The organism is Micrococcus sp. UYEF5, assembly GCF_040546065.1.
Taxonomy (GTDB): domain Bacteria; phylum Actinomycetota; class Actinomycetes; order Actinomycetales; family Micrococcaceae; genus Micrococcus; species Micrococcus luteus.
The window spans coordinates 195,627-216,370 of record NZ_JBEPNB010000002.1 but is presented as its reverse complement, the minus strand read 5'-3'; the positions used below and the strand labels follow the sequence as shown (position 1 = coordinate 216,370).

Annotated in this window: 19 protein-coding genes; 3 read left to right on the top strand and 16 right to left on the bottom strand. The window is 72.6% G+C overall.

The window, feature by feature from the left end; genetic code table 11:
* Positions 1-783: 783 nt before the first annotated feature.
* The 5 genes from ABIB16_RS02990 to ABIB16_RS02970 all read right to left on the bottom strand — a co-directional run bounded on the left by ABIB16_RS02990 (position 784) and on the right by ABIB16_RS02970 (position 6,001).
* Positions 784-1,185 (bottom strand): cytochrome c oxidase subunit 4, encoded by a 402-nt coding sequence (locus ABIB16_RS02990; protein WP_036315109.1) that lies wholly within the window; start codon positions 1,183-1,185, stop codon positions 784-786.
* Positions 1,182-2,891: an aa3-type cytochrome oxidase subunit I gene (gene ctaD / locus ABIB16_RS02985; protein WP_101962534.1), complete on the bottom strand. Its 1,710-nt coding sequence runs from the start codon at positions 2,889-2,891 to the stop codon at positions 1,182-1,184. The genes ABIB16_RS02990 and ctaD overlap by 4 nt, the downstream gene beginning before the upstream one ends.
* Positions 2,891-3,808: an aa3-type cytochrome oxidase subunit II gene (ctaC, locus tag ABIB16_RS02980; RefSeq protein ID WP_041103759.1), complete on the bottom strand. Its 918-nt coding sequence runs from the start codon at positions 3,806-3,808 to the stop codon at positions 2,891-2,893. Before ctaC ends, ctaD begins: the two co-directional genes overlap by 1 nt.
* A 278-nt stretch (positions 3,809-4,086) precedes the next feature.
* Positions 4,087-4,479: an iron-sulfur cluster insertion protein ErpA gene (gene erpA, locus ABIB16_RS02975; protein ID WP_002854644.1), complete on the bottom strand. Its 393-nt coding sequence runs from the start codon at positions 4,477-4,479 to the stop codon at positions 4,087-4,089.
* A 118-nt stretch (positions 4,480-4,597) separates the two neighbouring features.
* Entirely contained in the window at positions 4,598-6,001 is a 1,404-nt protein-coding gene (locus tag ABIB16_RS02970; protein WP_134417001.1) for a dipeptidase, read from the bottom strand.
* Between the two features lie 80 nt (positions 6,002-6,081).
* Between ABIB16_RS02970 and ABIB16_RS02965 the strand changes: the two genes are divergently transcribed.
* Positions 6,082-6,705: a DUF3043 domain-containing protein gene (locus ABIB16_RS02965; protein ID WP_134417002.1), complete on the top strand. Its 624-nt coding sequence runs from the start codon at positions 6,082-6,084 to the stop codon at positions 6,703-6,705.
* 66 nt (positions 6,706-6,771) lie between these two features.
* Here the strand turns inward: ABIB16_RS02965 and ABIB16_RS02960 are convergent, their stop codons facing one another.
* On the bottom strand, positions 6,772-7,899 hold the full coding sequence (locus tag ABIB16_RS02960; protein ID WP_052520058.1) for a quinone-dependent dihydroorotate dehydrogenase: 1,128 nt from the start codon (positions 7,897-7,899) through the stop codon (positions 6,772-6,774).
* 55 nt (positions 7,900-7,954) lie between these two features.
* On the opposite strand from ABIB16_RS02960, the gene ABIB16_RS02955 reads away from it, so the two are divergent.
* A complete protein-coding gene (locus ABIB16_RS02955) occupies positions 7,955-9,064 on the top strand; it encodes an alpha/beta hydrolase (RefSeq protein ID WP_041103750.1) in 1,110 nt (369 codons plus the stop codon).
* On the opposite strand, the gene ABIB16_RS02950 is transcribed toward ABIB16_RS02955, so the two are convergent.
* From ABIB16_RS02950 to hrcA, 10 genes are all read right to left on the bottom strand, one after another.
* Positions 9,004-9,867, bottom strand: coding sequence for an isoprenyl transferase (locus ABIB16_RS02950; protein ID WP_041103748.1), 864 nt, complete (start codon positions 9,865-9,867; stop codon positions 9,004-9,006). The two genes, ABIB16_RS02955 and ABIB16_RS02950, sit on opposite strands and share 61 nt — an antisense overlap.
* Positions 9,864-10,685 carry a DNA repair protein RecO gene (gene recO, locus ABIB16_RS02945; RefSeq protein ID WP_041103746.1) on the bottom strand — a complete coding sequence of 274 codons (822 nt, stop codon included), beginning with the start codon at positions 10,683-10,685 and terminating at the stop codon, positions 9,864-9,866. Before recO ends, ABIB16_RS02950 begins: the two co-directional genes overlap by 4 nt.
* The gene (leuA, locus tag ABIB16_RS02940) at positions 10,682-12,415 is read right to left on the bottom strand and encodes a 2-isopropylmalate synthase (RefSeq protein ID WP_041103744.1); all 1,734 of its coding nucleotides are present in this window, start codon (positions 12,413-12,415) and stop codon (positions 10,682-10,684) included. Before leuA ends, recO begins: the two co-directional genes overlap by 4 nt.
* 337 nt (positions 12,416-12,752) lie before the next feature.
* Positions 12,753-13,718 carry a GTPase Era gene (era, locus tag ABIB16_RS02935; RefSeq protein WP_041103742.1) on the bottom strand — a complete coding sequence of 322 codons (966 nt, stop codon included), beginning with the start codon at positions 13,716-13,718 and terminating at the stop codon, positions 12,753-12,755.
* A gap of 43 nt (positions 13,719-13,761) precedes the next feature.
* Positions 13,762-15,087: a hemolysin family protein gene (locus ABIB16_RS02930; RefSeq protein WP_041103740.1), complete on the bottom strand. Its 1,326-nt coding sequence runs from the start codon at positions 15,085-15,087 to the stop codon at positions 13,762-13,764.
* An 11-nt stretch (positions 15,088-15,098) separates the two neighbouring features.
* The gene (gene ybeY / locus ABIB16_RS02925; protein WP_041103738.1) at positions 15,099-15,572 is read right to left on the bottom strand and encodes an rRNA maturation RNase YbeY; all 474 of its coding nucleotides are present in this window, start codon (positions 15,570-15,572) and stop codon (positions 15,099-15,101) included.
* Positions 15,562-16,635, bottom strand: a complete 1,074-nt coding sequence (locus ABIB16_RS02920; protein WP_036336560.1) for a PhoH family protein — start codon at positions 16,633-16,635, stop codon at positions 15,562-15,564. Before ABIB16_RS02920 ends, ybeY begins: the two co-directional genes overlap by 11 nt.
* Before the next feature lie 40 nt (positions 16,636-16,675).
* Complete coding sequence (locus tag ABIB16_RS02915) at positions 16,676-17,437, bottom strand: 16S rRNA (uracil(1498)-N(3))-methyltransferase (protein WP_041103735.1); 762 nt, start codon at positions 17,435-17,437, stop codon at positions 16,676-16,678.
* Positions 17,434-18,567 carry a molecular chaperone DnaJ gene (gene dnaJ / locus ABIB16_RS02910; RefSeq protein ID WP_134417003.1) on the bottom strand — a complete coding sequence of 378 codons (1,134 nt, stop codon included), beginning with the start codon at positions 18,565-18,567 and terminating at the stop codon, positions 17,434-17,436. The genes ABIB16_RS02915 and dnaJ overlap by 4 nt, the downstream gene beginning before the upstream one ends.
* A gap of 75 nt (positions 18,568-18,642) precedes the next feature.
* Positions 18,643-19,656 (bottom strand): heat-inducible transcriptional repressor HrcA, encoded by a 1,014-nt coding sequence (gene hrcA / locus ABIB16_RS02905; RefSeq protein WP_134417004.1) that lies wholly within the window; start codon positions 19,654-19,656, stop codon positions 18,643-18,645.
* Positions 19,657-19,826: 170 nt separating this feature from the next.
* Between hrcA and ABIB16_RS02900 the strand changes: the two genes are divergently transcribed.
* Positions 19,827-20,687, top strand: coding sequence for a DUF3097 family protein (locus tag ABIB16_RS02900; RefSeq protein ID WP_010078617.1), 861 nt, complete (start codon positions 19,827-19,829; stop codon positions 20,685-20,687).
* Positions 20,688-20,744 lie beyond the last annotated feature (57 nt).

Below are 20,744 nucleotides of genomic sequence, written 5' to 3'. Positions count from 1 at the left end.
GACGACGGCCCGGATGCAGGCCACGGCGTCACGGTCAACATGGTGGGCACCGGTGCAGAGCCAAGCCGTACTCCGCTGCACCGATGCACCGATGCACCGATGCACCGATGGTGATGATGAGGCCCATCGCCGCAACCACCGGCCAGCCCTTTCTTCCTGACCGAGGAGCTGTCGACAGTGCGTGGCAGGTGCCCGTGCGGACGCGGCCACGGGCTCTCCGGAGGCCGGGCCGGCCCCGCCCCCTCGGACGGTGCAGAGGGGGCGGAGGGGGCCTCGTCCGGCGCCCACCGAAAGTGTCACCCTCACCTCGCCACGTGGACCGTCACAAGCGACGGCCCTGCTGGCCTGCACCCCGTGCGACTCCCCTGCCCGGTCTCTACGTGACGAGGCTCGTTCCGGCCGCTGAGAGCGGCGTAGGAGTCGCGGGCACGGGCATCAACGGGACGCGCGACGGGACGGCCCATTCAAGTGCCGCCGCGGCACGCAGACGTCGTCATGGGCAGCGCGGTGAGGCGCTCCTGGCGCGCCGCTGACTCTGCGCGGCGGTCGATGCCCGGGCCTACGCAGACCACGAGACAGCGGGACGGGCCACCAGGCGAACCCTTCACCCGGGCACCACGCCTGGCCCCCGAGCGGCGAGTAGGCCGGTCGCCGTGACCGGCCCCGCGGCGCAGGAGCTGGCTGCCCGCGACGGCGCCGTGTCGCTCCGCAGCACACGCGGCATGAAAACGCCGCAGGCCGGACCCCAAGGGGTCCGGCCTGCGGCGTTCGACGACGGTCGGGTCAGTGGGCGTACTTGCCCCGAGAGAACTCGTAGACCCACCCGAAGGTGAAGTAGGCGCCCGCGATGACGCCGATGATGAAGATCCACCAGCCGACGGCCAGACCGGTCACGATGATCGCGCAGGCCAGGCCGAGGCCCAGCGGCCACCAGCTCCAGGGAGCGAAGGTGCCGTAGGTGCCGGCGTAGTCGGCGATCTGGCCGTCCGCATCATCGGCGGGCCCGACGCCGTACTTCCGCTCGGTGACGTTCAGGTACCACGCGATCATCCAGGACATCCCGCCCACGGCGTAGATGGCCGGGATGCCTGCCCACTCGGTCCACTCGACCCAGAACCCGTAGAGGGTGGCGGCTGCGATGAAGAACAGGCCGATGATCCAGAAGATGTTGGCTGCGACCTTCACTGGGCGACCTTCTCTCCGAAGGCCTCAGACGTGTTCTGAGGCGAGTGCGGGAAGAGCTCCGGGTGGTGCAGATCCAGCGCCGGACGCTCGGAGCGGATGCGCGGCAGGGAGTGGAAGTTGTGCCGCGGCGGCGGGCACGAAGTGGTCCACTCGAGCGAGGCGCCGAAGCCCCACGGGTCGTCCACGGTGACCTTCTTGCCATAGCGCGAGGTGATGTAGACGTTCCAGAAGAACGGGATCAGCGACGCGCCGAGAACGAAGGAGAACACCGAGGAGAACGCGTTCATCGCCTGGAAGCTGTCCTCCACCATGTAGTCCGCGTAGCGACGGGGCATGCCGATGACACCGAGCCAGTGCTGGATCAGGAACGTGCCGTGGAAGCCCACGAACAGCATCCAGAACTGGATCTTGCCGAGACGCTCGTTCAGCATCTTGCCGGTGAACTTCGGCCACCAGAAGAAGAAGCCGGCGAACATCGCGAACACCACGGTGCCGAAGACGACGTAGTGGAAGTGCGCCACGACGAAGTACGTGTCGGACACCTGGAAGTCCAGGGGCGGCGACGCCAGGATGACGCCGGTCAGGCCACCGAACAGGAAGGTGACCATGAAGCCGAGCGTCCACAGCATCGGGGTCTCGAAGGTGATCGAACCGCGCCACATGGTGCCGATCCAGTTCACGAACTTCACGCCGGTCGGGACCGCGATGAGCATGGTCATCACGGAGAAGAACGGCAGGAGCACGGCGCCGGTCACGTACATGTGGTGCGCCCACACCGTCACGGAGAGCGCGGCGATCGCCGTCGTCGCGAACACGATGGACTTGTAGCCGAAGATCGGCTTGCGGGAGAACACCGGGATGATCTCCGACACGACGCCGAAGAACGGCAGGGCGATGATGTACACCTCGGGGTGGCCGAAGAACCAGAAGAGGTGCTGCCACAGGATGGCGCCGCCGTTCTCCGGGTTGAAGATGTGGCCGCCGAAGCGACGGTCCAGGCCCAGCGCGAAGAGCGCGGAGGCAAACGGCGGGAACGCCACCATGATCAGGATGCCGGTGATGAGCGTGTTCCAGGTGAAGATCGGCATGCGCCACATCGTCATGCCAGGAGCACGCATCGTCAGGATCGTGGTGATGAAGTTGACGCCGCCCATGATCGTGCCGAAGCCCTGGAGGACCAGACCGAACACCCAGAGGTCACCGCCGACGCCCGGCGAGTACGTGGTGTTGGAGAGCGGGGCGTAGGCGAACCAGCCGAACGAGGCCGCACCCTGCGGGGTGAGGAAGCCGGCGGTCGCGATGAGCGAGCCGAACAGGAAGAACCAGAACGCCAGGGCGTTCAGACGCGGGAAGGACACGTCCGGAGCGCCGATCTGCAGCGGCACCAGCACGTTGGCGAAGCCCACGAAGAGCGGGGTCGCGAACATGAGCAGCATGAGCGTGCCGTGCATGGTGAACAGCTGGTTGTACTGCTCCTTCGTCTGCAGGATCTGCATGCCGGGCTCGAAGAGCTCCGCGCGGATCATGAGGGCCATGACGCCGCCGATGCAGAAGAAGATGAAGGACGTGATCAGGTACATGTACCCGAGCACCTTGTGGTCGGTCGTCGTCAGCCAGCTGACGACGATCTTGCCCAGCGAACGGGGCACCACACGAGGCTGCGCCTGTGAGCGCACCTCATCCGTTGCGTACTCGTAAGTGGTCATCAGTGGCTACCTCCACCGCGGGGGGTCTGGAGATCGCGCTCCATCGTCCCGGCGCCGTCAGGGTTGTTGTTGGGGTTGCGGCTGTACTCTTCGCCCACCTGACCCGGCTCCATCTCCTCGAGGCGGTCCACGAACTCGGCCTCGTCCACGACCTCGACGTTGAAGAGCATCTCGGAGTGGTACTCGCCGCACAGCTCGGCGCACTTGCCGTCGTAGCTGCCCAGCTCCTGGGGGGTCAGGTAGAGGTGGTTGGTCTTGCCGGGGATCATGTCGCGCTTCTGGAGGAACTGCGGGATCCAGAAGGAGTGCGCCACGTCGCGGGACTTCAGCTCGAAGTGCACCGGCACGTCGTTCGGCAGGTACAGGACCGGAAGGGTGTCACGCACGCCCTCGGTGCCGTCCAGCTGGGCCTGGATGCCGGAGTAGTGGGCCTCGATGACCTCGCCGTTCTCCTGCTCGTAGGAGTAGTTGAAGTCCCAGGACCACTGCTTGCCGTACACGGTGACGGTCAGCGGCGAGTCGTCCACGGGGCGGTCGACCTCGGTCTGGACGCGGTCGGTGAAGCCCCAGAGGGTGAAGACCATCAGAATCGGGATGGCCGTGAACATGGTCTCGAGCGGCACGTTGTAGGCCGTCTGCTTCGGGAAGCCCTGGTCGTTCTTGCGGCGGCGGTAGGCCACCATGCACCAGATCATGGCGCCCCAGGCGAGCAGGCCCACGACCAGGGCCGCGATCCAGGAGTTCACCCACAGGTCGGTGAGCTGGGCGTTGTGGTTGGTGGTGTCCCGGGTGCCGGGGTACCAGCCGCGCTGGACCTCTGCCGAACAGCCGGTCAGCACCAGGAGCGCCGTGGTGCCCACGGCACCGGCGGTCCAGCGGCGGCGAGTCCGACGTCCGGCGTCATTCTGTGCTCTCACAGACGGCCTTCCTCTTCATCTCGTGTGCGAGGGGCGTCCCCGCTCCCCCGGCGATTCGGCGACTTCTCGCAGCGTCCTCGCAGGGAGCACGGGTATGCCCTGATGATTCAGAGCCAGTCTAAGCCGAAACGCGCGGATTCTCCGCACCGTGACACGTGCCGATCGTGTCTGGGAGTCGGGTCCGAGCCTCCTGGGTGCGACGCCCGGGCACGACGACGGCGGGCCGGCCGAGGCCGACCCGCCGGTTCGCGGTCCGAGGCGCTCCGGGCGCCCGCAGATCAGTGGAAGGAGTCGCCGCAGGCGCACGAGCCGCCCGCGTTGGGGTTGTCGATCGTGAAGCCCTGCTTCGAGATGGTGTCCTCGAAGTCGATGGTCGCGCCCATGAGATAGGGCACGCTCATCTTGTCGACGATCACCTCGACCCCGTCGTAGTCACGGACGGTGTCGCCGTCGAGGACGCGCTCGTCGAAGTAGAGCTGGTAGATCAGGCCCGAGCAGCCGCCCGGCTGCACGGCGACGCGCAGCCGCAGGTCCGTGCGGCCCTCCTGCTCGAGCAGCGAGCGCACCTTGCCGGCCGCCACGTCGGTCAGCTCGACCTCGTGCGGGGGCAGGCCCTCGGCGTCCTGGGTCGCGCCGATCTCGACGCCGGTCTCCTCTGCGGACAGAGCCATCGTGACCTCCTCAGATCATGGGGCGCGGACGGGGCCGTCACGCGCGTGTGGTCTCCCGGACAACACTAGCCGCCCACGGAGTATTCCCGGCCCGCCGCACCGACGGGCCGGGCGGCACTCACGCGGACAGCCGCGCGAGCCAGAGCGCCTCGGCCACGACGGCCCGCTGGAAGTCGTCGATGTGCAGCGACTCGTTGGCCGAGTGCGCCCGCGTGTCCGGGTCCTCCACGCCCGTGATGAGGAGGGTGGCCTCCGGGAAGACCTCGGCGAGGTCCGCGGTGAACGGGATGGAGCCGCCCATGCCGATCGCCCGGGGCTCGACGCCCCAGGCGTCCTCCAGGGCGGCCATCATCGCGGCCGCGGCGGGGGCCGAGGTGTCCGTCGTGAACGGCTGACCGAACTCCCCCGCGGTGACCGTGATCTCCGCGCCGAGCACCGCCGCGGACTGCGCCTCCAGGTGGGTGCGCAGCGCCTCGAAGGCCTCCGCGGGCTCCATGCCGGGGCCCAGGCGCAGCGAGAACTTCGCGCGCGCCGCGGGCTGGATCGTGTTCGAGGACTCCGCGACCGAGGGCGCGTCGATCCCGATGATGCTCAGCGCGGGAGCGTTCCACAGCCGGTCCGCGACCGGGCCGCGGCCGGCCAGGGTCACCCCGTCCAGCACGCCCGCGTCCGCACGGAAGACGTCCTCGGGGTAGTCCAGGCCCGCGGTCTGCCGCGGCTCGAGGCCGGGCACGGCGACCGCGCCGTCCGCGTCGTGGAGCGTGGCGATCAGCCGCGAGAGCAGGACGACGGCGTCCAGGACCGGCCCGCCGAACATGCCGGAGTGCACGGCGTGGTCGAGCACCCGGACGGTCACCGTGCCGTCCACCAGCCCGCGCAGGGAGGTGGTCAGCGCGGGCTCCCCCACGGCCCAGTTGGACGAGTCCGCGACCACGATCGCGTCGGCGTCGAGGCGCGCCCGGTGCTTCTCCAGGAAGGTGCGGAAGGTGGGCGAGCCGGCCTCCTCTTCGCCCTCGATGAAGACGCGGACGCCGACGCCGGCGTCGGGCAGGACGTCCCGCAGAGCGGCGAGGGCGGCGAGGTGGACCATGATGCCGGCCTTGTCGTCGGCGGCGCCGCGGCCGTACAGCCGCCCGCCGCGCTCGGTGGCCACGAGCGGCGGGGTGTCCCAGAGGTCCTCGTCCCCGATCGGCTGCACATCATGGTGGGCATACAACAAGACGGTGGGCTTGTCGGAGGCGCCGGGCTTCTCGCCGATCACCGCCGGCCCGCCAGGCCGGTCGTCGTCGCGGGTCTCGGTCACGATCTCCACATCCTGCAGGCCCGCCTCGCGCAGCAGGCCCGCGACGGCCTCCGCGGACCGCTCGAGCTGGGCGCGGTCCGCGGAGTCCCAGGCGATGCCCGGGATCGCCACGAGGTCGGTGAGGGTCTGGAGGGTCGTCGGGAAACGGGCCTCGACGGCCTCACGGACGGCGGAGACGAGGGCCGCGTCCTGCGGCGCACGGGAGGTGATGTCAGTCATGACGGCCAGCGTAGACGGCGACCGAGCCGAGGGCCGCGCCTCCGGGCGGGCCGGACGCGCCCCACCACTAGACTGGAGGGGTGTTCAAGCGAGACAAGACCCCCGAGACCGCGCCCGCCCCCTCGACTCACGGCTCCTCGGCCGCTCCCGCCGAGGGCGCCGCCGTGGCCGAGGCCGGGCCGCGCGACCGCTCGCAGGGCAAGAAGGGCCCGACTCCGCGGCGCCGCGACCAGGAGGCCGCGCGCCGTCGCACCCTGGTCCCCGAGGATCGCAAGGCGGCCCGCAAGGCCGAGCGTCAGGCGATGGCCCAGGAGCGGATGCGCCAGCGCGCCGCGCTGGAGACCGGGGACGAGCGCGGCCTCCCGGCGCGCGACAAGGGACCGCAGAAGCGCTGGGTCCGTGACTACGTGGACGCGCGCTCCGGCATCGGCGAGTGGCTCATGCCCGTCGTCTTCGCCTACGTCCTGCTCATGTTCATCCCCGGCCGCGAGGCGCAGCTGATCCTGATGATCAGCCTGTACGTCCTCGTGGCCCTCGTGCTCATCGAGAGCTTCCTGGTCAGCCGGCACATCAAGAAGGGCCTGACGGAGCGCTTCGGCACGCCGGAGCCCGGGACCGGCTTCTACGGCATCATGCGGGCCCTGCAGTTCCGCCGCCTGCGTCTGCCCAAGCCCCAGGTCAAGCGGGGCGAGTACCCCGCCTGACACGACACCGCGCCACGGCCCGGACCCCGGTGGGTCCGGGCCGTCGCGGCCCCGGCGAGCAGACCGTCAGCCCCGCAGGGACCGGGCCAGCCCGGCGGTGATCCGGCCGGCCCAGAACGGCCCCTCGTAGAGGAACGCGGTGTAGCCCTGGACGAGGTCCGCGCCCGCGTCGAGCCGGGCCTGGACGTCGTCGGCGTCCGTCACCCCGCCCACGCTGACGACGGCGGTGCCCGTCGGCAGCGCCGTCCGCAGGACCTCCAGCACCCGCATCGACCGCTCCTGGAGCGGGGCCCCGGACAGGCCGCCCGCGCCCAGGGCGTCCACGTCGGCACGCGGGGTGCGCAGACCCTCGCGGGAGACGGTCGTGTTGGTCGCGATGACGCCGTCGAGCCCGAGGCGCTCGGCGAGCGCCCCGACGGCGCGCACGTCGTCGTCCGCCAGGTCCGGGGCGATCTTCACGGTCAGTGGCACCCGCCGGCCCGGGACCGCACGGTCGGCCTCCTCGCGCACCGCCGTGAGGATCGGCTCCAGCGCGTCGATCTCCTGCAGCTGGCGCAGCCCCGGCGTGTTCGGGGAGGACACGTTGACCGTCAGGTAGTCGGCGTGGGGCGCGAGCAGGCGGGTCGAGGCCCGGTAGTCGTCCGCCGCGTCCTCGAGCGGGACCACCTTGGTCTTGCCGATGTTCACGCCCAGGACCGGCCGGGTCGGACCGAAGCGGCGCTCCAGGGTCTGCCGGGTCCGCGCCAGGCGGGGGGCGACGGCCGCCGCGCCGTCGTTGTTGAAGCCCATGCGGTTGACCAGCGCCCGGTCGTCCACGAGACGGAACAGTCGGGGCTGCGGGTTGCCGGGCTGCGGCTGCGCCGTGATCGTGCCGACCTCGATGTGGCCGAACCCGAGGTCGGCCAGGGCGGCGGTCCCCCGGCCGTCCTTGTCGAACCCCGCGGCCAGGCCGAAGGGCGTCGGGAACCGCAGGCCCATGACCGTGCGCGCGAGCAGCGGGTCCGGGCGGAAGGCGGCGCGCAGGGCGGCGGACGCCCCGGTGCGCTCGACCAGCCGGATCGCGTCGAAGCCCCGATGGTGCGCCTGCTCCGCGTCCATGCCGCCGAACACGGCACGGAAGAAGGGCGGGTACAGGCGAGGCGCGCGGGAGGTCAGGAGGCCGTCGACGGCGGACTTGGGATCAGGCAGCTGCATGCCCCCATCCTCGCACGGGCCTCCCGCCCGCCCAGGGTCCTCCTAGAGTGGTCGGATGGCCCGTGACCCGATCCAGCCGCCGCCCCCGGACCCCTCCGCCCCGCACGGCGCCCCCGCCGGCGGACCGACGGAGGAGGACACCCGCCCGTTCCTCGACGACCCGCCGGGCCTGGGCTGGGTCCCGGACGGACTGCCGGGCTTCGAACGATGCACCCTCGGCCTCGACACCGATGAACAAGGACAGAACCTTGTCACAGTGGTGCGTCCGCGCACCGACGCCCCCCGTGACCCGGCCCGCCGGCCCATCCTCTCGGTGCACGGCTGGAGCGACTACTTCTACAACGCCCCGCTCGCCCACGCGTTCGAGGCCGCCGGCTACGCCTTCCACGCCGTCGACCTCCGCCACTACGGCCGCTCGCTGCGCGCGGGACAGACGCCCGGCTGGACGGACGACCTGACCCGCTACGACGCGGACCTCGAGGCCGCGTTCGAGACCATCGCCCAGGATCACCCGCTGCCGCCCATCCTCATGGGGCACTCCACCGGCGGGCTGATCGCCGCGCTGTGGGCGGACCGGAATCCCGGCCGCCTCGCCGCGCTCGTGCTCAACAGCCCGTGGCTGGAGATGCAGGGCAGCGCGGGGGTGCGCCTGCTGGCGAAGTCCATCGTGGGGCCCGTCTCCGCCATGAAGCCCTACGCCGTGCTCACGCTGCCGCGCATCGACCACTACTGGCGCACCCTCTCGGACCAGGCCGAGGGCGAATGGGACCTGCACCCGCTCTGGCGTCCTCCGCACGCGTTCGAGGTGCCGGCCGCCTGGCTGAGCGCGGTCCTCTCGGGGCACCGGGCCGTGGCCGGGCGGCTCGACGTCTCCGTGCCGATCCTCGTGCTCGTCTCCGCGCGCGGGCATCGGGGCACGTCCTACGCCGAGGCGATGCTGACCTCGGACATCGTCCTGGACCCCGACGCCATGGCCCGACGCTCCCTGCGGCTCGGCAACCGGGTGACCGTCCACCGGCTCCCCGACGCGCTGCACGACGTGTTCGCCTCCCCCGCGTCGGTGCGCGAGGCGGCCGGTGCCGCGACGCTCACGTGGCTGGGCGCCTACGCGCCGCCGTCGGCGTCCGAGGCCGAGTCCGGCGCGCCGGACGACGGTGCCGGCTGAGGGGTGTCCACGGCGCCGCCGTAGCGGCGGTCCCGTCGGGCGTAGGTCTCGACGGCGGCCCACAGGGTCCGCCGGTCGACGTCCGGCCACAGCACGTCCAGGAACAGCAGCTCCGCGTAGGCGGACTGCCACAGCAGATAGTTGGACAGGCGCTGCTCCCCCGAGGTCCGCAGGAACAGGTCCACGTCCGGGACGACGTCGACGTCCTGACCCGTGCGGAAACCGCGGTCGAGGTAGCGGGTGATGACGTCCTCGGTGATCTCCCCCGGCCGCATCCGGCCGGCCCGGACCTCCTCGGCGATGGCCTGGACGCCGTCCAGGATCTCGGCGCGGCTGCCGTAGTTCACGCACATGTGCAGGGTGGTCCCGGTGTTGTGGCGCGTGAGCTCCTCGGCCTCCTGCAGCTCCCGGATCACGGGGGTCCAGAGTCGCGGGGCCCGCCCGTTCCACCGGATCCGCACGTTCCACGAGTGCAGGGTGTCCCGCTGCCGGCGCAGCACGTCCCGGGAGAAGCCCATGAGGAAGCGCACCTCCTCCGCCGAGCGCCGCCAGTTCTCCGTGGAGAACGCATACGCGGACACGTGGCCGATCCCCAGCTCCACCGCCCCGGCGACGACGTCCAGCAGCGCCGCCTCGCCGGCCCGATGGCCCTCGGTGCGGGGCAGGCCGCGCTGGTTGGCCCACCGTCCGTTGCCGTCCATCACGATCGCCACATGCCGGGGCACGAAACGCGGGTCGATCCGCGGGGCGACCGCACCCGAGGGGTGCGGCGGCGGGGACTGCGGGGCTCGGTCGGCGCTCATGGTCTCCTCTCGACGCGCGGGGCGGGGAGGCCGAGGTCCTGGTCCAGGACGGACAGGGACACCAGGCGCCGCTCGGCGTGGAACTGCAGGTACGCGGCCACGATACCGGCCGCCTCGCGGCGGGCGGGGGCCCCGGAGGCGTCCGCGGTGGCCCAGTCCCCCGCCGCGAGGGCCGAGAGCAGGTCGAAGGTCTCCGGGGCTGGGTGCGCGGCACCGGGTGGCCTGCATTCGAGACAGACGGCCCCGCCGAGGCCCACGTGCAGCGCCGTGTGCGGGCCGGGGGCGCCGCAGCGGGCGCACCGGTCGAAGGTGGGGGCCCAGCCGGCCTGGGCGAGCGCGCGCAGCAGGAACGAGTGCAGGATCAGGCGTGGGTCGTGCGCACCGCGGGCCAGCGCGGCCAGCGCGCCGTGGAAGAGGCGGTACTGGGCGCGCCGACCGTCGTCGTCCACCGCGGGGACCCGCTCGACGGCCTCGGCGAGGGCGCCGGCGACGGTGTAGGCGTCGTAGTCGGCGGCCAGCATCGTCGCGTACGGGTGCAGCAGCTGCGCCTGGCTCACGGTGTGCAGCTCGCCCCGGCCGCGCGCGAGCTGGAGCGTGGAGTGCATGAACGGCTCCACCACCGAGCCCAGCCGGGAGGACGTCTTGCGCACCCCCTTGGCCACGGCCCGGACCAAGCCGTGCTCGGGGGTGAGCGCCTCGACGATGCGATCGGCCTCCCCCAGACGGTGGGTGCGCAGCACGATGGCCTCGGTGCGGAACGAGTTCGCCGCGTAGCCGCCGTGCCGCGCACCCCGCCAAGAGGAGCCGGAGCCGCTCACGCGCGCAGGGCGCGGTTCACCGCGGACACCACGGCCTTCAGCGAGGCGGTGGTGGTGTTGTGGTCCAGGCCAACGCCCCAGAGGACACGGTCGCCCACGGCCGCCTCCACGTAGGCGGCGGCCATGGCCGCGCCGCCCTCGGACAGTGCGTGCTCGGAGTAGTCGAGCACGCGGACGTCCACGCCCTCCTCGCCGAGGATGCGCAGGAACGCGTCGATCGGGCCGTTGCCCTGCGCCGCGCGGGTCTGCGTGACGCCGTCGACCTCGAGCTCGGCCTCCATCCGGAACGCGCCGTCCTCGCCGGAGGCCGAGGAGACCGAGCGGAGCCGGTAGTGGCCCCACTGCGCCTCCGCCGCGTCGGCGGGCAGGTACTCGTCCTGGAACACGCGCCACAGGTCGGCGCCGGAGACCTCGCCGCCCTGGGCGTCGGCCAGATCCTGGATGACGTGGGAGAACTCGATCTGCGCGCGGCGCGGCAGGTCCAGGTTGTGCTCGGACTTGAGCAGGTAGGCGACGCCGCCCTTGCCGGACTGCGAGTTCACGCGGATGACGGCCTCGTAGGAGCGGCCGATGTCCTTCGGGTCGATGGGCAGGTACGGCACGGCCCACGGGATGCCGTCCACGTCGGTGCCGGCCGCCTTGGCGTCGACCTCCATGGCCTCGAAGCCCTTCTTGATGGCGTCCTGGTGGGAGCCGGAGAAGGCCGTGAAGACGAGGTCGCCGCCCCAGGGCGAGCGCTCGGGCACGGCCAGCTGGTTGCAGTACTCGACCGTGCGCTTGACGTGGTCCATGTCGGAGAAGTCGATCATGGGGTCGACGCCCTGCGAGTACAGGTTCATGCCCAGCGTCACCAGGTCGACGTTGCCGGTGCGCTCGCCGTTGCCGAACAGGCATCCCTCGATGCGGTCCGCCCCGGCCAGGTAGCCCAGCTCGGCGGCGGCCACGCCCGTGCCGCGGTCGTTGTGCGGGTGCAGGGAGAGGATGAGCGAGTCGCGGTGCTCCAGGTTGCGGTGCATCCACTCGATCGAGTCGGCGTACACGTTCGGGGTGGACATCTCCACCGTCGCCGGCAGGTTCAGGATCATCTTGCGGTCGGTGGAGGCCTCCAGGACCGTGGCCACCTCGTCCGAGATGCGCCGGGCGAACTCGAGCTCGGTGCCCGTGTAGGACTCGGGCGAGTACTCGTAGGTGATCTGCGTGCCCTTGAGCTGCTCCTCGAACTTCTTCACCAGGCGCGCGCCGGAGGTCGCGATGTCCACGATCCCGTCCTCGTCCTGCCGGAACACCACGCGGCGCTGCAGCACCGACGTCGAGTTGTACAGGTGCACGATGGCCCGGTCGGCGCCCTCGAGCGCCTCGAAGGTGCGCTCGATCAGGTGCTCACGGGACTGGGTGAGGACCTGGATGGTGACGTCGTCCGGGATGTGGTCGCCCTCGATGAGCTGGCGGACGAAGTCGTAGTCGGTCTGCGAGGCGGAGGGGAAGCCGACCTCGATCTCCTTGAAGCCCATGCCGACGAGCAGCTGGAACATGCGCAGCTTGCGCTCGGGGCCCATGGGGTCGATCAGGGCCTGGTTGCCGTCGCGCAGGTCCACGGCGCACCACAGCGGCGCCTTCTCGATGACCTTGTCCGGCCAGGTGCGGTCCGGCAGGGCGACCTCGATCTGGTCCTGGAACGGGACGTACTTGTGGAACTTCATCCCCGACGACTTCTGCAGGTGGGCGCTCATGCGTGTTCTCCCTCGACGTGCGCGCGGCGGGCGCGCGAAAGGTGGGTGGTCGGTGGCCGGACCGGGAGGTCAGGGGCTCCGCACGGGGTGTCCGGTCCGGTGGGAGGCGTCCTGCCTCCGCATGCGCTCAGGCGGCGTGGATCACGGCCTGGCACGGGGACCCCGTGCGGCCGGGAAGTAGCAGGCGGGCCGTGGCCGGCGCTGTCGTCGCGAGGCGGAGGGACATGCCCCCGACCCTAGCACCGAGGTGGGCCGGGCCACAGGAGGCCGTCCCCGTGTGACGCACGACGACGGCGGCCCGCTCCGGCGCGTGCGCGCCCGGGCCGGGGCCTCGGGCTCAGAAGCCGAGTCGGCCGAGCTGTTTGGGGTCGCGCTGCCACTCCTTGGCGACCTTGACCCGCAGGTCCAGGTGCACCTTGGTGCCGAGCATGCGCTCGATGCCCGCCCGCGCCTGCGCGCCGATCTCACGCAGCCGGGAGCCGCCCTTGCCGATGATGATGCCCTTCTGGCTGTCCCGTTCGACGAAGACGTTCGCCCACACGTCCATGAGGGGCCGATCCGCGGGGCGGTCCTCGCGCAGGGACATCTCCTCGACCATCACGGCCACCGAGTGCGGCAGCTCGTCGCGCACGCCCTCCAGGGCCGCCTCCCGGATGAGCTCGGCGACCATGACCGCCTCCGGCTCGTCCGTGAGCTCGCCGTCGGGGTACAGGGGCGGCCCGGCCGGCAGCAGGCCCGCGAAGACGCCCAGGACGTCGTCGACCTGGCGGCCGGCCACCGCCGAGACCGGCACGACGGCCGCGAAGCCCTCCCCGCCGTTCTCCGGCCCGAGGACCTCGTCGCCCAGCGCGGTCACGGCCACGAGCTGCGCCATGAGCTGCTCCGGGCCCACCTTGTCCGTCTTCGTCACCACGGCGACCACCGGGGTGCGGTGCAGGTAGGAGAGCTGCTGGGCGATGAACCGGTCGCCGGGACCGATCGCCTCGTCGGCCGGCAGGCACATGCCCACGGCGTCGACCTCGTTGAGCGTCTCCGCCACGAGGTCGTTGAGGCGCTCGCCGAGCAGGGTGCGGGGCCGGTGCAGGCCCGGGGTGTCCACGAGCACGAGCTGGAAGTCCTCGCGGTGGACGATCCCGCGGATGGTGTGGCGCGTGGTCTGCGGCTTGGAGGAGGTGATCGCCACCTTCTCCCCCACCAGCGCGTTGGTGAGCGTGGACTTGCCGGCGTTCGGCCGGCCCACGAGCGAGACGAAGCCGGAACGGAAGCCGTCCGCGGCGCGGGCCGGATCGACGAGATCGGTCATGGGGTCATCCTTGTCAGGCGGGGCGTGGGGTGGGGCGGCCGGCTCAGGCCACGGGGTCGGCGGGCGTGGCGCCGTGGGCCTGCTCCTCGCGCCGGCGCAGCCGCACCGGGCGGTCGGGGGTCTCGGAGACGCGCAGGCGCGCGACCCGGTTGCGGCGGGGCTCGAGGGTGTCCGCGACGAGCTCGATCCCCTGGACCACGACGCGCGAGCCCTGGATCGGGACGCGGCCGAGCTCCTTGGCCAGGAGGCCGCCGACCGTGTCGACGTCGTCGTCCTCGTCCTCCTCCGGCAGCTCGAACTCCTCCCGGAAGTCGTGGATGCCCATGCGCGCGTCGACGGAGTAGACGCCGGGCGCGACGAACTCCACCTCGGGGCGGTCCGGGTGGTCGTCCTCGTCGTAGATCTCGCCGACGATCTCCTCGATGAGGTCCTCGAGCGTCACGAGCCCCGCCGTGCCGCCGTACTCGTCCACCACCACGGCCACGTGGGTGGACTCGCGCTGCAGCTCCTGCAGGAGGGTGGCCACGGACTTCGACTCGGGGACGAAGCGGACGTCGCGCATGACCTCGGTGACGGGGGTGTCGGTCGCAGCGCCGTCGTGGTGCAGGGCGCGGGTGACGTCCTTGAGGTGCAGCATGCCCCGGATGTCGTCGGCGTCCTCGCCGATCACCGGGATGCGGGAGTTGCCGGAGCGCAGGAACAGGGCCATGGCCTGGCCGAGCGTGTGGTCGGCGTCGATCGTGACGACGTCGGTGCGCGGCACCATGACGGAGCGGACGATGGTGTCGTTCATGGAGAACACCGACTGGATCAGCTCCGCCTCGGAGTCGGCGAGCACGTCCGCGTCGTGGGCGCGGGCGACGAACTCGCGCAGGTGGCGCTCCTGGAAGTCGTCCTCGTCCTCCGGCTCGACCTCGCGACGGCGCCGGTCCCGGTCCAGGCGGGCGGCGAGCGGGCCCAGGGCCCGGCGGAGCACCCACACGAGCCCGCCGAGGCGGCGGGCGACGGCGGCCTCGTTGCGGGAGCCGATCGGCCGCGGGCTCCAGACGCCCAGCAGGGCGGCCACGCCCACGAGCACGACCGCGGCGATCGCCACGGTGAGCCACGTGTCGTCCACCACCGCGTCGGCGGCCGCGGTCAGGCAGACGGCCGACAGGGCCTCGGCGACGAAGCGCCAGACCCGCAGGGCCCCGAGGTGGCTCTCCCGCTCGCGGGCGATCTCCAGGACCTTGGAGCCGGGCTGCTCGCGGACGATGTCCTCCGCGTCCCGCCGGGAGAGGTAGGAGAACGCGGACTCGGCCAGGGACAGCGTCCAGGTCAGGCCGAGGAAGACCAGGAACAGGGCGAAGAGGACGGCGGGCGTCAGCATGGGCGGTGCCGTCAATCCTCGACGGTGGGGGCCGGGGCGGGCCGCCCCAGGACCTCGGAGACGAGCCGATCCTGGAGCGTGAACATCTCCTCGCGCTCGGCGTCCTCGAGATGGTCGTACCCGAGCAGGTGGAGCATGCCGTGGGTGAGCAGCAGGAGCAGCTCGTCGTCACGGGAGTGCCCGCCGCGCGCCGCCTGCTCGGCGGCGACCTCGGGGCAGAGCACGACGTCGCCGAGCACGCCCTCGGCCGGCGCCTCGGGCGAGCCGGGGGTCAGCTCGTCCATGGGCAGGCTCATCACGTCGGTGGGCCCGGGCAGGTCCATCCACTCCTCGTGCAGCTCGGCCATGCGTGCGGCGTCCACGACGGTCACGGCCGTCTCGGCGCGCTCGTGGACGTGCAGGCGCGCGTACACGTGCCGGGCCATGCGCAGCAGCGCGTCCTCGGGGACCTCGATCCCCGACTCGTTCAGGATCTCAACGGCCACGGCGGGCCCCTCCTCGCTTCTGGGACCGCTCCGCGGGGCCGCGGGCGGCGTCGTAGGCGTCCACGATGGCGCTCACCAGCGAGTGCCGGACCACGTCCGAGGAGTCGAAGCGGACCATCTCCAGTCCCTCGATCCCCTCGAGCACCTCGACGGCCTGGGCCAGGCCGGACTGGGTGCCGCGCGGCAGGTCCACCTGCGAGGTGTCGCCCGTGACGACCATGCGCGCACCGAAGCCGAGGCGGGTCAGGAACATCTTCATCTGCTCGCCGGTGGTGTTCTGGGCCTCGTCGAGGATCACGAACGCGTCGTTCAGGGTGCGGCCGCGCATGTACGCCAGCGGGGCGACCTCGATGGTCCCGGCCTCCATCAGCCGCGGGATCGACTCGGGCTCGATCATGTCGTGCAGCGCGTCGTACAGGGGGCGCAGGTACGGGTCGATCTTCTCGGAGAGCCCGCCGGGCAGGAAGCCGAGCCGTTCGCCGGCCTCGACGGCCGGGCGGGTGAGGATGATCCGGTTGACCTCCTTGGCCTGCAGCGCCTGCACCGCCTTGGCCATCGCCAGGTAGGTCTTGCCGGTGCCGGCCGGGCCGATGCCGAAGACGACGGTGGAGCGGTCGATCGCCTCCACGTAGTCCTGCTGGTGCAGGGTCTTCGCGCGGATGCGGCGGCCCCGGCCCGAGAGGATCGAGTCCAGGTGCAGCTGACCCGCGCCGCGCCCGGTGGCGGCGTCGCGGACGTGGTGGACGACCTGGCCCATCACCTCGGGGGTGACGGCCTGGTCGCGGCGGGCGATCGAGCGCAGGTCCTCGACGACGCGCCGCACCGTGGCCACCTCGGCCACCGGCCCGGCCAGGTCCAGCCGCTGGTCGCGGACCGTGACGTCCACGGTGGGGAACACGCCGCCGAGGATCCGCAGCAGGGCGTCCTGCGGTCCGAGCGTGCGGACCATGAGGTCGGCGGACTCGAACGCGACCCCCTCGTGCGCGGTGGCGGGCGGGGTCGGGGTCGTGGGGGGCACGGTCACGATGGGGCGGATCACCTCGGGGTCGCGGGGGCGGGACATCCCGACCAGTCTAGGCGTCGGCGCGCCGTCCTGCCGGGGCTCACCAGCGGCCGAGCCGGTGCTGGAGCACGGCGAGGGCGGCGGGGCCGGCCGTGGAGGCGCGCAGCACGTGCGGGCCGAGCCGCACCGGCACGGCCCCCGCGGCCACGCAGGCCTCGAGCTCGGCCGGGCCGATCCCGCCCTCGGGGCCCACGACGACGGCGATCTCGACGGCCGCGGAGAGTCGCTCCGCCGGCACCGCGGACACCCCGTGCTCCGCGTCCTCGTGCAGTACGAGGACGAGCCGGCCGCCGTCGTCGTCCCAGGCCAGCCCGGCGACCGCCGTCCCGGAGACGTGGTCCCGGACCGCGGGCACCCGGGCGCGACGCGCCTGCTTGGCGGCCGCGCGGGCCGTGTCCGCCCACTTCTGGCGGGCCTTGGCGGCCTTGGGGCCCTTCCAGCGGACGATCGAGCGCTCCGCCTCCCAGGGCACCACGGCGTCCACGCCGAGCTCGACGGCGGCCTGGACCGCCATGAGGTCCCGGTCGCCCTTGGCGAGGGCCTGGACGAGCACGAGCGCCGGGGTGGGCGCCGGCTCCTCCGCCACCGCGTCCAGCCGCACGGACACCGCGTCCGGGGCGGCCGCGAGCACGGTGCCGTGGCCGAGCGTGCCCGACCCGTCGGCCAGGAGCACGGCCTCCCCGGGGGCCAGGCGCATGGCCGCGGCGGCGTGCCGGGCCTCGGCGCCGTCGAAGACGACCTCCGCGCCCGCGCTCGCGCCGGCCAGGGCGCCCGGCTCGAGGTGGAACAGGGGGGCGGTCACAGGTTCCTCAGGTTCTCCCGCAGCCGGGCGAACATGCCCTTGGCCTGGGGTGCGCCGTGCACGACCTCCTCGCCGCGCACCTCGGCCAGGCGCTCCAGGAGCTGGCGCTGCTCGTCGTCCAGGTCGGTGGGCGTGGTGACCACCACGTCCACCTTGAGGTCGCCACGGCCCTGCCCGCGCAGGCGACCGACGCCCAGGCCGTGGAGGACCTCGACGTGGCCGGACTGCACGCCCGGGTCCAGGCTGAGGGACTGCTTGCCGTCCAGGGTGTCCAGCGTGACGGTGGTGCCCAGGGCCGCGGCGGCCATGGGGACGGTCACGGTGGTGGCCAGGTGGTCGCCCTCGCGGCGGAAGGTCTCGTCCGGGCGGACCGCGATCTCCACGTAGAGGTCGCCGTTCGGGCCGCCGCCCGGGCCGGCCTCGCCGCGGCCGGCGAGGTGGATGCGGGTGCCGTCGTCCACGCCCGCGGGGATGCGCAGGGTCAGCGGCGTCCGGGTGCGGACGCGGCCCTGCCCGTCGCACTCGTGGCAGGGCGTCGGGATGACGGTGCCGAACCCCTGGCAGGCGGGGCAGGCCTCGGTGGCCATGACGGTGCCCAGCAGCGACCGCACGGGGCGCTGGATCATGCCGTGGCCGTGGCAGGTCTGGCAGGTCTCCGGCTGGGTGCCGGGCTCGCAGCACGAGCCCTCGCACCGCTCGCAGCGCACGGCCGTGTCCAGCTCGATCGTCTGCTCGCCGCCGAAGACGGCGTCGCGCAGGTCGATCCGCGCGGTCACCAGGGCGTCCTGGCCGCGGCGGGCGCGGCTGGCGGGGCCGCCGCGGCCGCCCTGGCCGGCGGCGTTCATGAAGGTCTCGAAGATGTCGGCGAAGCCCCCGAAGCCGCCCGCCCCGCCGAAGCCGCCCGGGAAGCCGGCCTGGCCGTTCTCGTTGCCCGTCGTGTCGTAGGCCCGACGCCGGCCCTCGTCCGAGAGCACCTCGTAGGCGTGGGAGATGCGCTTGAACTGCTCGGCCGCCTCCGGGTCGGGGTTGACGTCCGGGTGGTGGGTGCGCGCGAGCTTGCGGTAGGCGCGGCGGATCTCCTCGGTGCTGGCGTCACGGCTGACGCCGAGCGTCTCGTAGTGGTCGGTCACGGTGGGGATTCCTCTCGGGGAGAGCGGGACGTGGGGCGATGCGGGACGGGGCCCGCCAGGACGCGCGGAGGCGCGTCAGGTGGTCAGGATGCGGGAGAGATAGCGGGCGATCGCCCGGACGGCGGCCATGGTGCCCGGGTAGTCCATCCGGGTCGGACCGATGACGCCGACCTTCGCCACGGCGCCGGGGCCGTAGGCGGCTGCGACCACCGAGGTGTCCGCGAGCGATCCGGCGTTCTCGGAGCCGATCCGCACGGACACCCCGTGGGCGTCCTGCTCCATCTCCGTGAGCAGGCGCAGCAGCACCACCTGCTCCTCGAGCGCCTCCAGGATCGGCCCGATGGACGCGCCGAAGTCCCCCGGGGAGCGGGCCAGGTTGGCGGTGCCGGCCAGCACAATGCGGTCCTCCCGGCCGGCCTCGAGGAGGTCCTGGACGGCCGCGGCCACGAGGGCGGCGGACTGCCGGTGCTCCGGGCGGACCCGGGTGACGACGTCGTCCACCACGGTGGCCGCCTGCACCGGACCGAGCCCCAGCAGGGCGTCCAGCAGGAGGCCGCGGAGCACGGACAGCTCCGCCTCGTCGACCGGACGGTCCAGCACGGCGTGCCGCTGGTCCACCCGCCCCGTGGACAGGATGAGGACCACGAGCACGCGCGTGGGCGCGAGGGAGACCAGTTCGAGGTGGCGGATCGTGGAGCCGTCCTCGTGGGGGAACTGCGCGACGGCGACCTGCTGGGTCAGCTGGGCCAGGAGGCGCACCGTGGACTCCATCATGTGCTCGGTGTCCGTCTCCGGGTCCAGCAGGGTCCGCACGGCCCGGCGCTCGGCCGGGGACAGCGGCTTCACCTCGGAGAGGCGGTCGACGAACACGCGGTAGCCCTTGTCCGTGGGGACGCGCCCGGCGGAGGTGTGCGGGGCCACGATGAGGCCCTCCTCCTCGAGCGCAGCCATGTCGTTGCGCACGGTCGCGGAGGACACGCCCAGGGCGTGCCGTTCCACGAGCGCCTTGGAGCCCACGGGCTCGCGCAGCGCCACGTAGTCCTCCACGATCGCCTGGAGCACCTGCAGGCGGCGGGGCTGCTCCGACATCTCGGTCCTCCTCTGGTCCGTCGGGATCCGGGGCGACCCCGGAGGTGCCCCTGGCTGGCACTCCGGCGGGTCAAGTGCCAATGCTACCGTCCGACCCGGGGGACGACCCGACCGGCCCGCACGGCTTCGCTCACGGTGATCGCCCGCCCCCGTTGCTACCGTGCTCTCCCATGGACTGGAGCAGCTGGGGCCCCGCGGGCCACGACGACCTGACGCGCCGCCCCGCCCGGACCGTCCCCGATGTGCCCGCCACCCCCGGCACGGTGGTCGAGGACGTGGCCTCCGGGTTCACCGGGGCCGTGATCGGCATCGAGCGCTCCGGCGGCGTGCACGTGGTGGTCCTGGAGGACCGCCGCGGCGTGCGCCGCGGCTTCCCCCTCGGCGGCGGCTTCTGGATCGACGGCGAGCCCGTGACCCTGGTCCCCCCGACCGCCGCGGCCCCGGCGGCGCCGGCCCGCACCGCCTCCGGCTCGCGACGGGTCGAGGGGGCGCGGGCCCGCACCGCCCGCGCCTCTCGCATCTGGGTGGAGGGCGTGCACGACGCCGAGCTGGTGGAGAAGGTGTGGGGCGAGGACCTGCGCCTCGAGGGCATCGTCGTGGAGCCCCTGCACGGCGTGGACGACCTCGCCGGGGCGATCCGTGCGTTCGCCCCCGGTCCGCGGCGCCGGCTCGGGATCCTCGTGGACCATCTCGTCACCGGGTCCAAGGAGGAGCGCCTCGCGGCCGAGGCCATGCGCGTGCCGGGGGCCGCGGGCAACGTGCTCATCCTCGGTCACCCCTACGTGGACGTCTGGCAGGTCATCAAGCCCTCCGTCCTCGGCATCCCCGCGTGGCCCGTCGTGCCGAAGGGGCAGGACTGGAAGACGGGGATCCTGCGGGGACTGGGCTGGCCGCACGGGAGCAAGGAGGCCACGGGGCTGGGGTGGAAGCGGCTGCTCTCCCACGTCACCACGTACGCGGACCTCGAGCCGTCCCTGCTTGGCCGCGTGGAGGAGCTCATCGACTTCCTCACCGCCGCACCCGAGCACTGATCTCGGCGCGGCCCCCGCCCGCCCGCGCTATGCTGGCCCATGCCCTGCGCCCGGTCC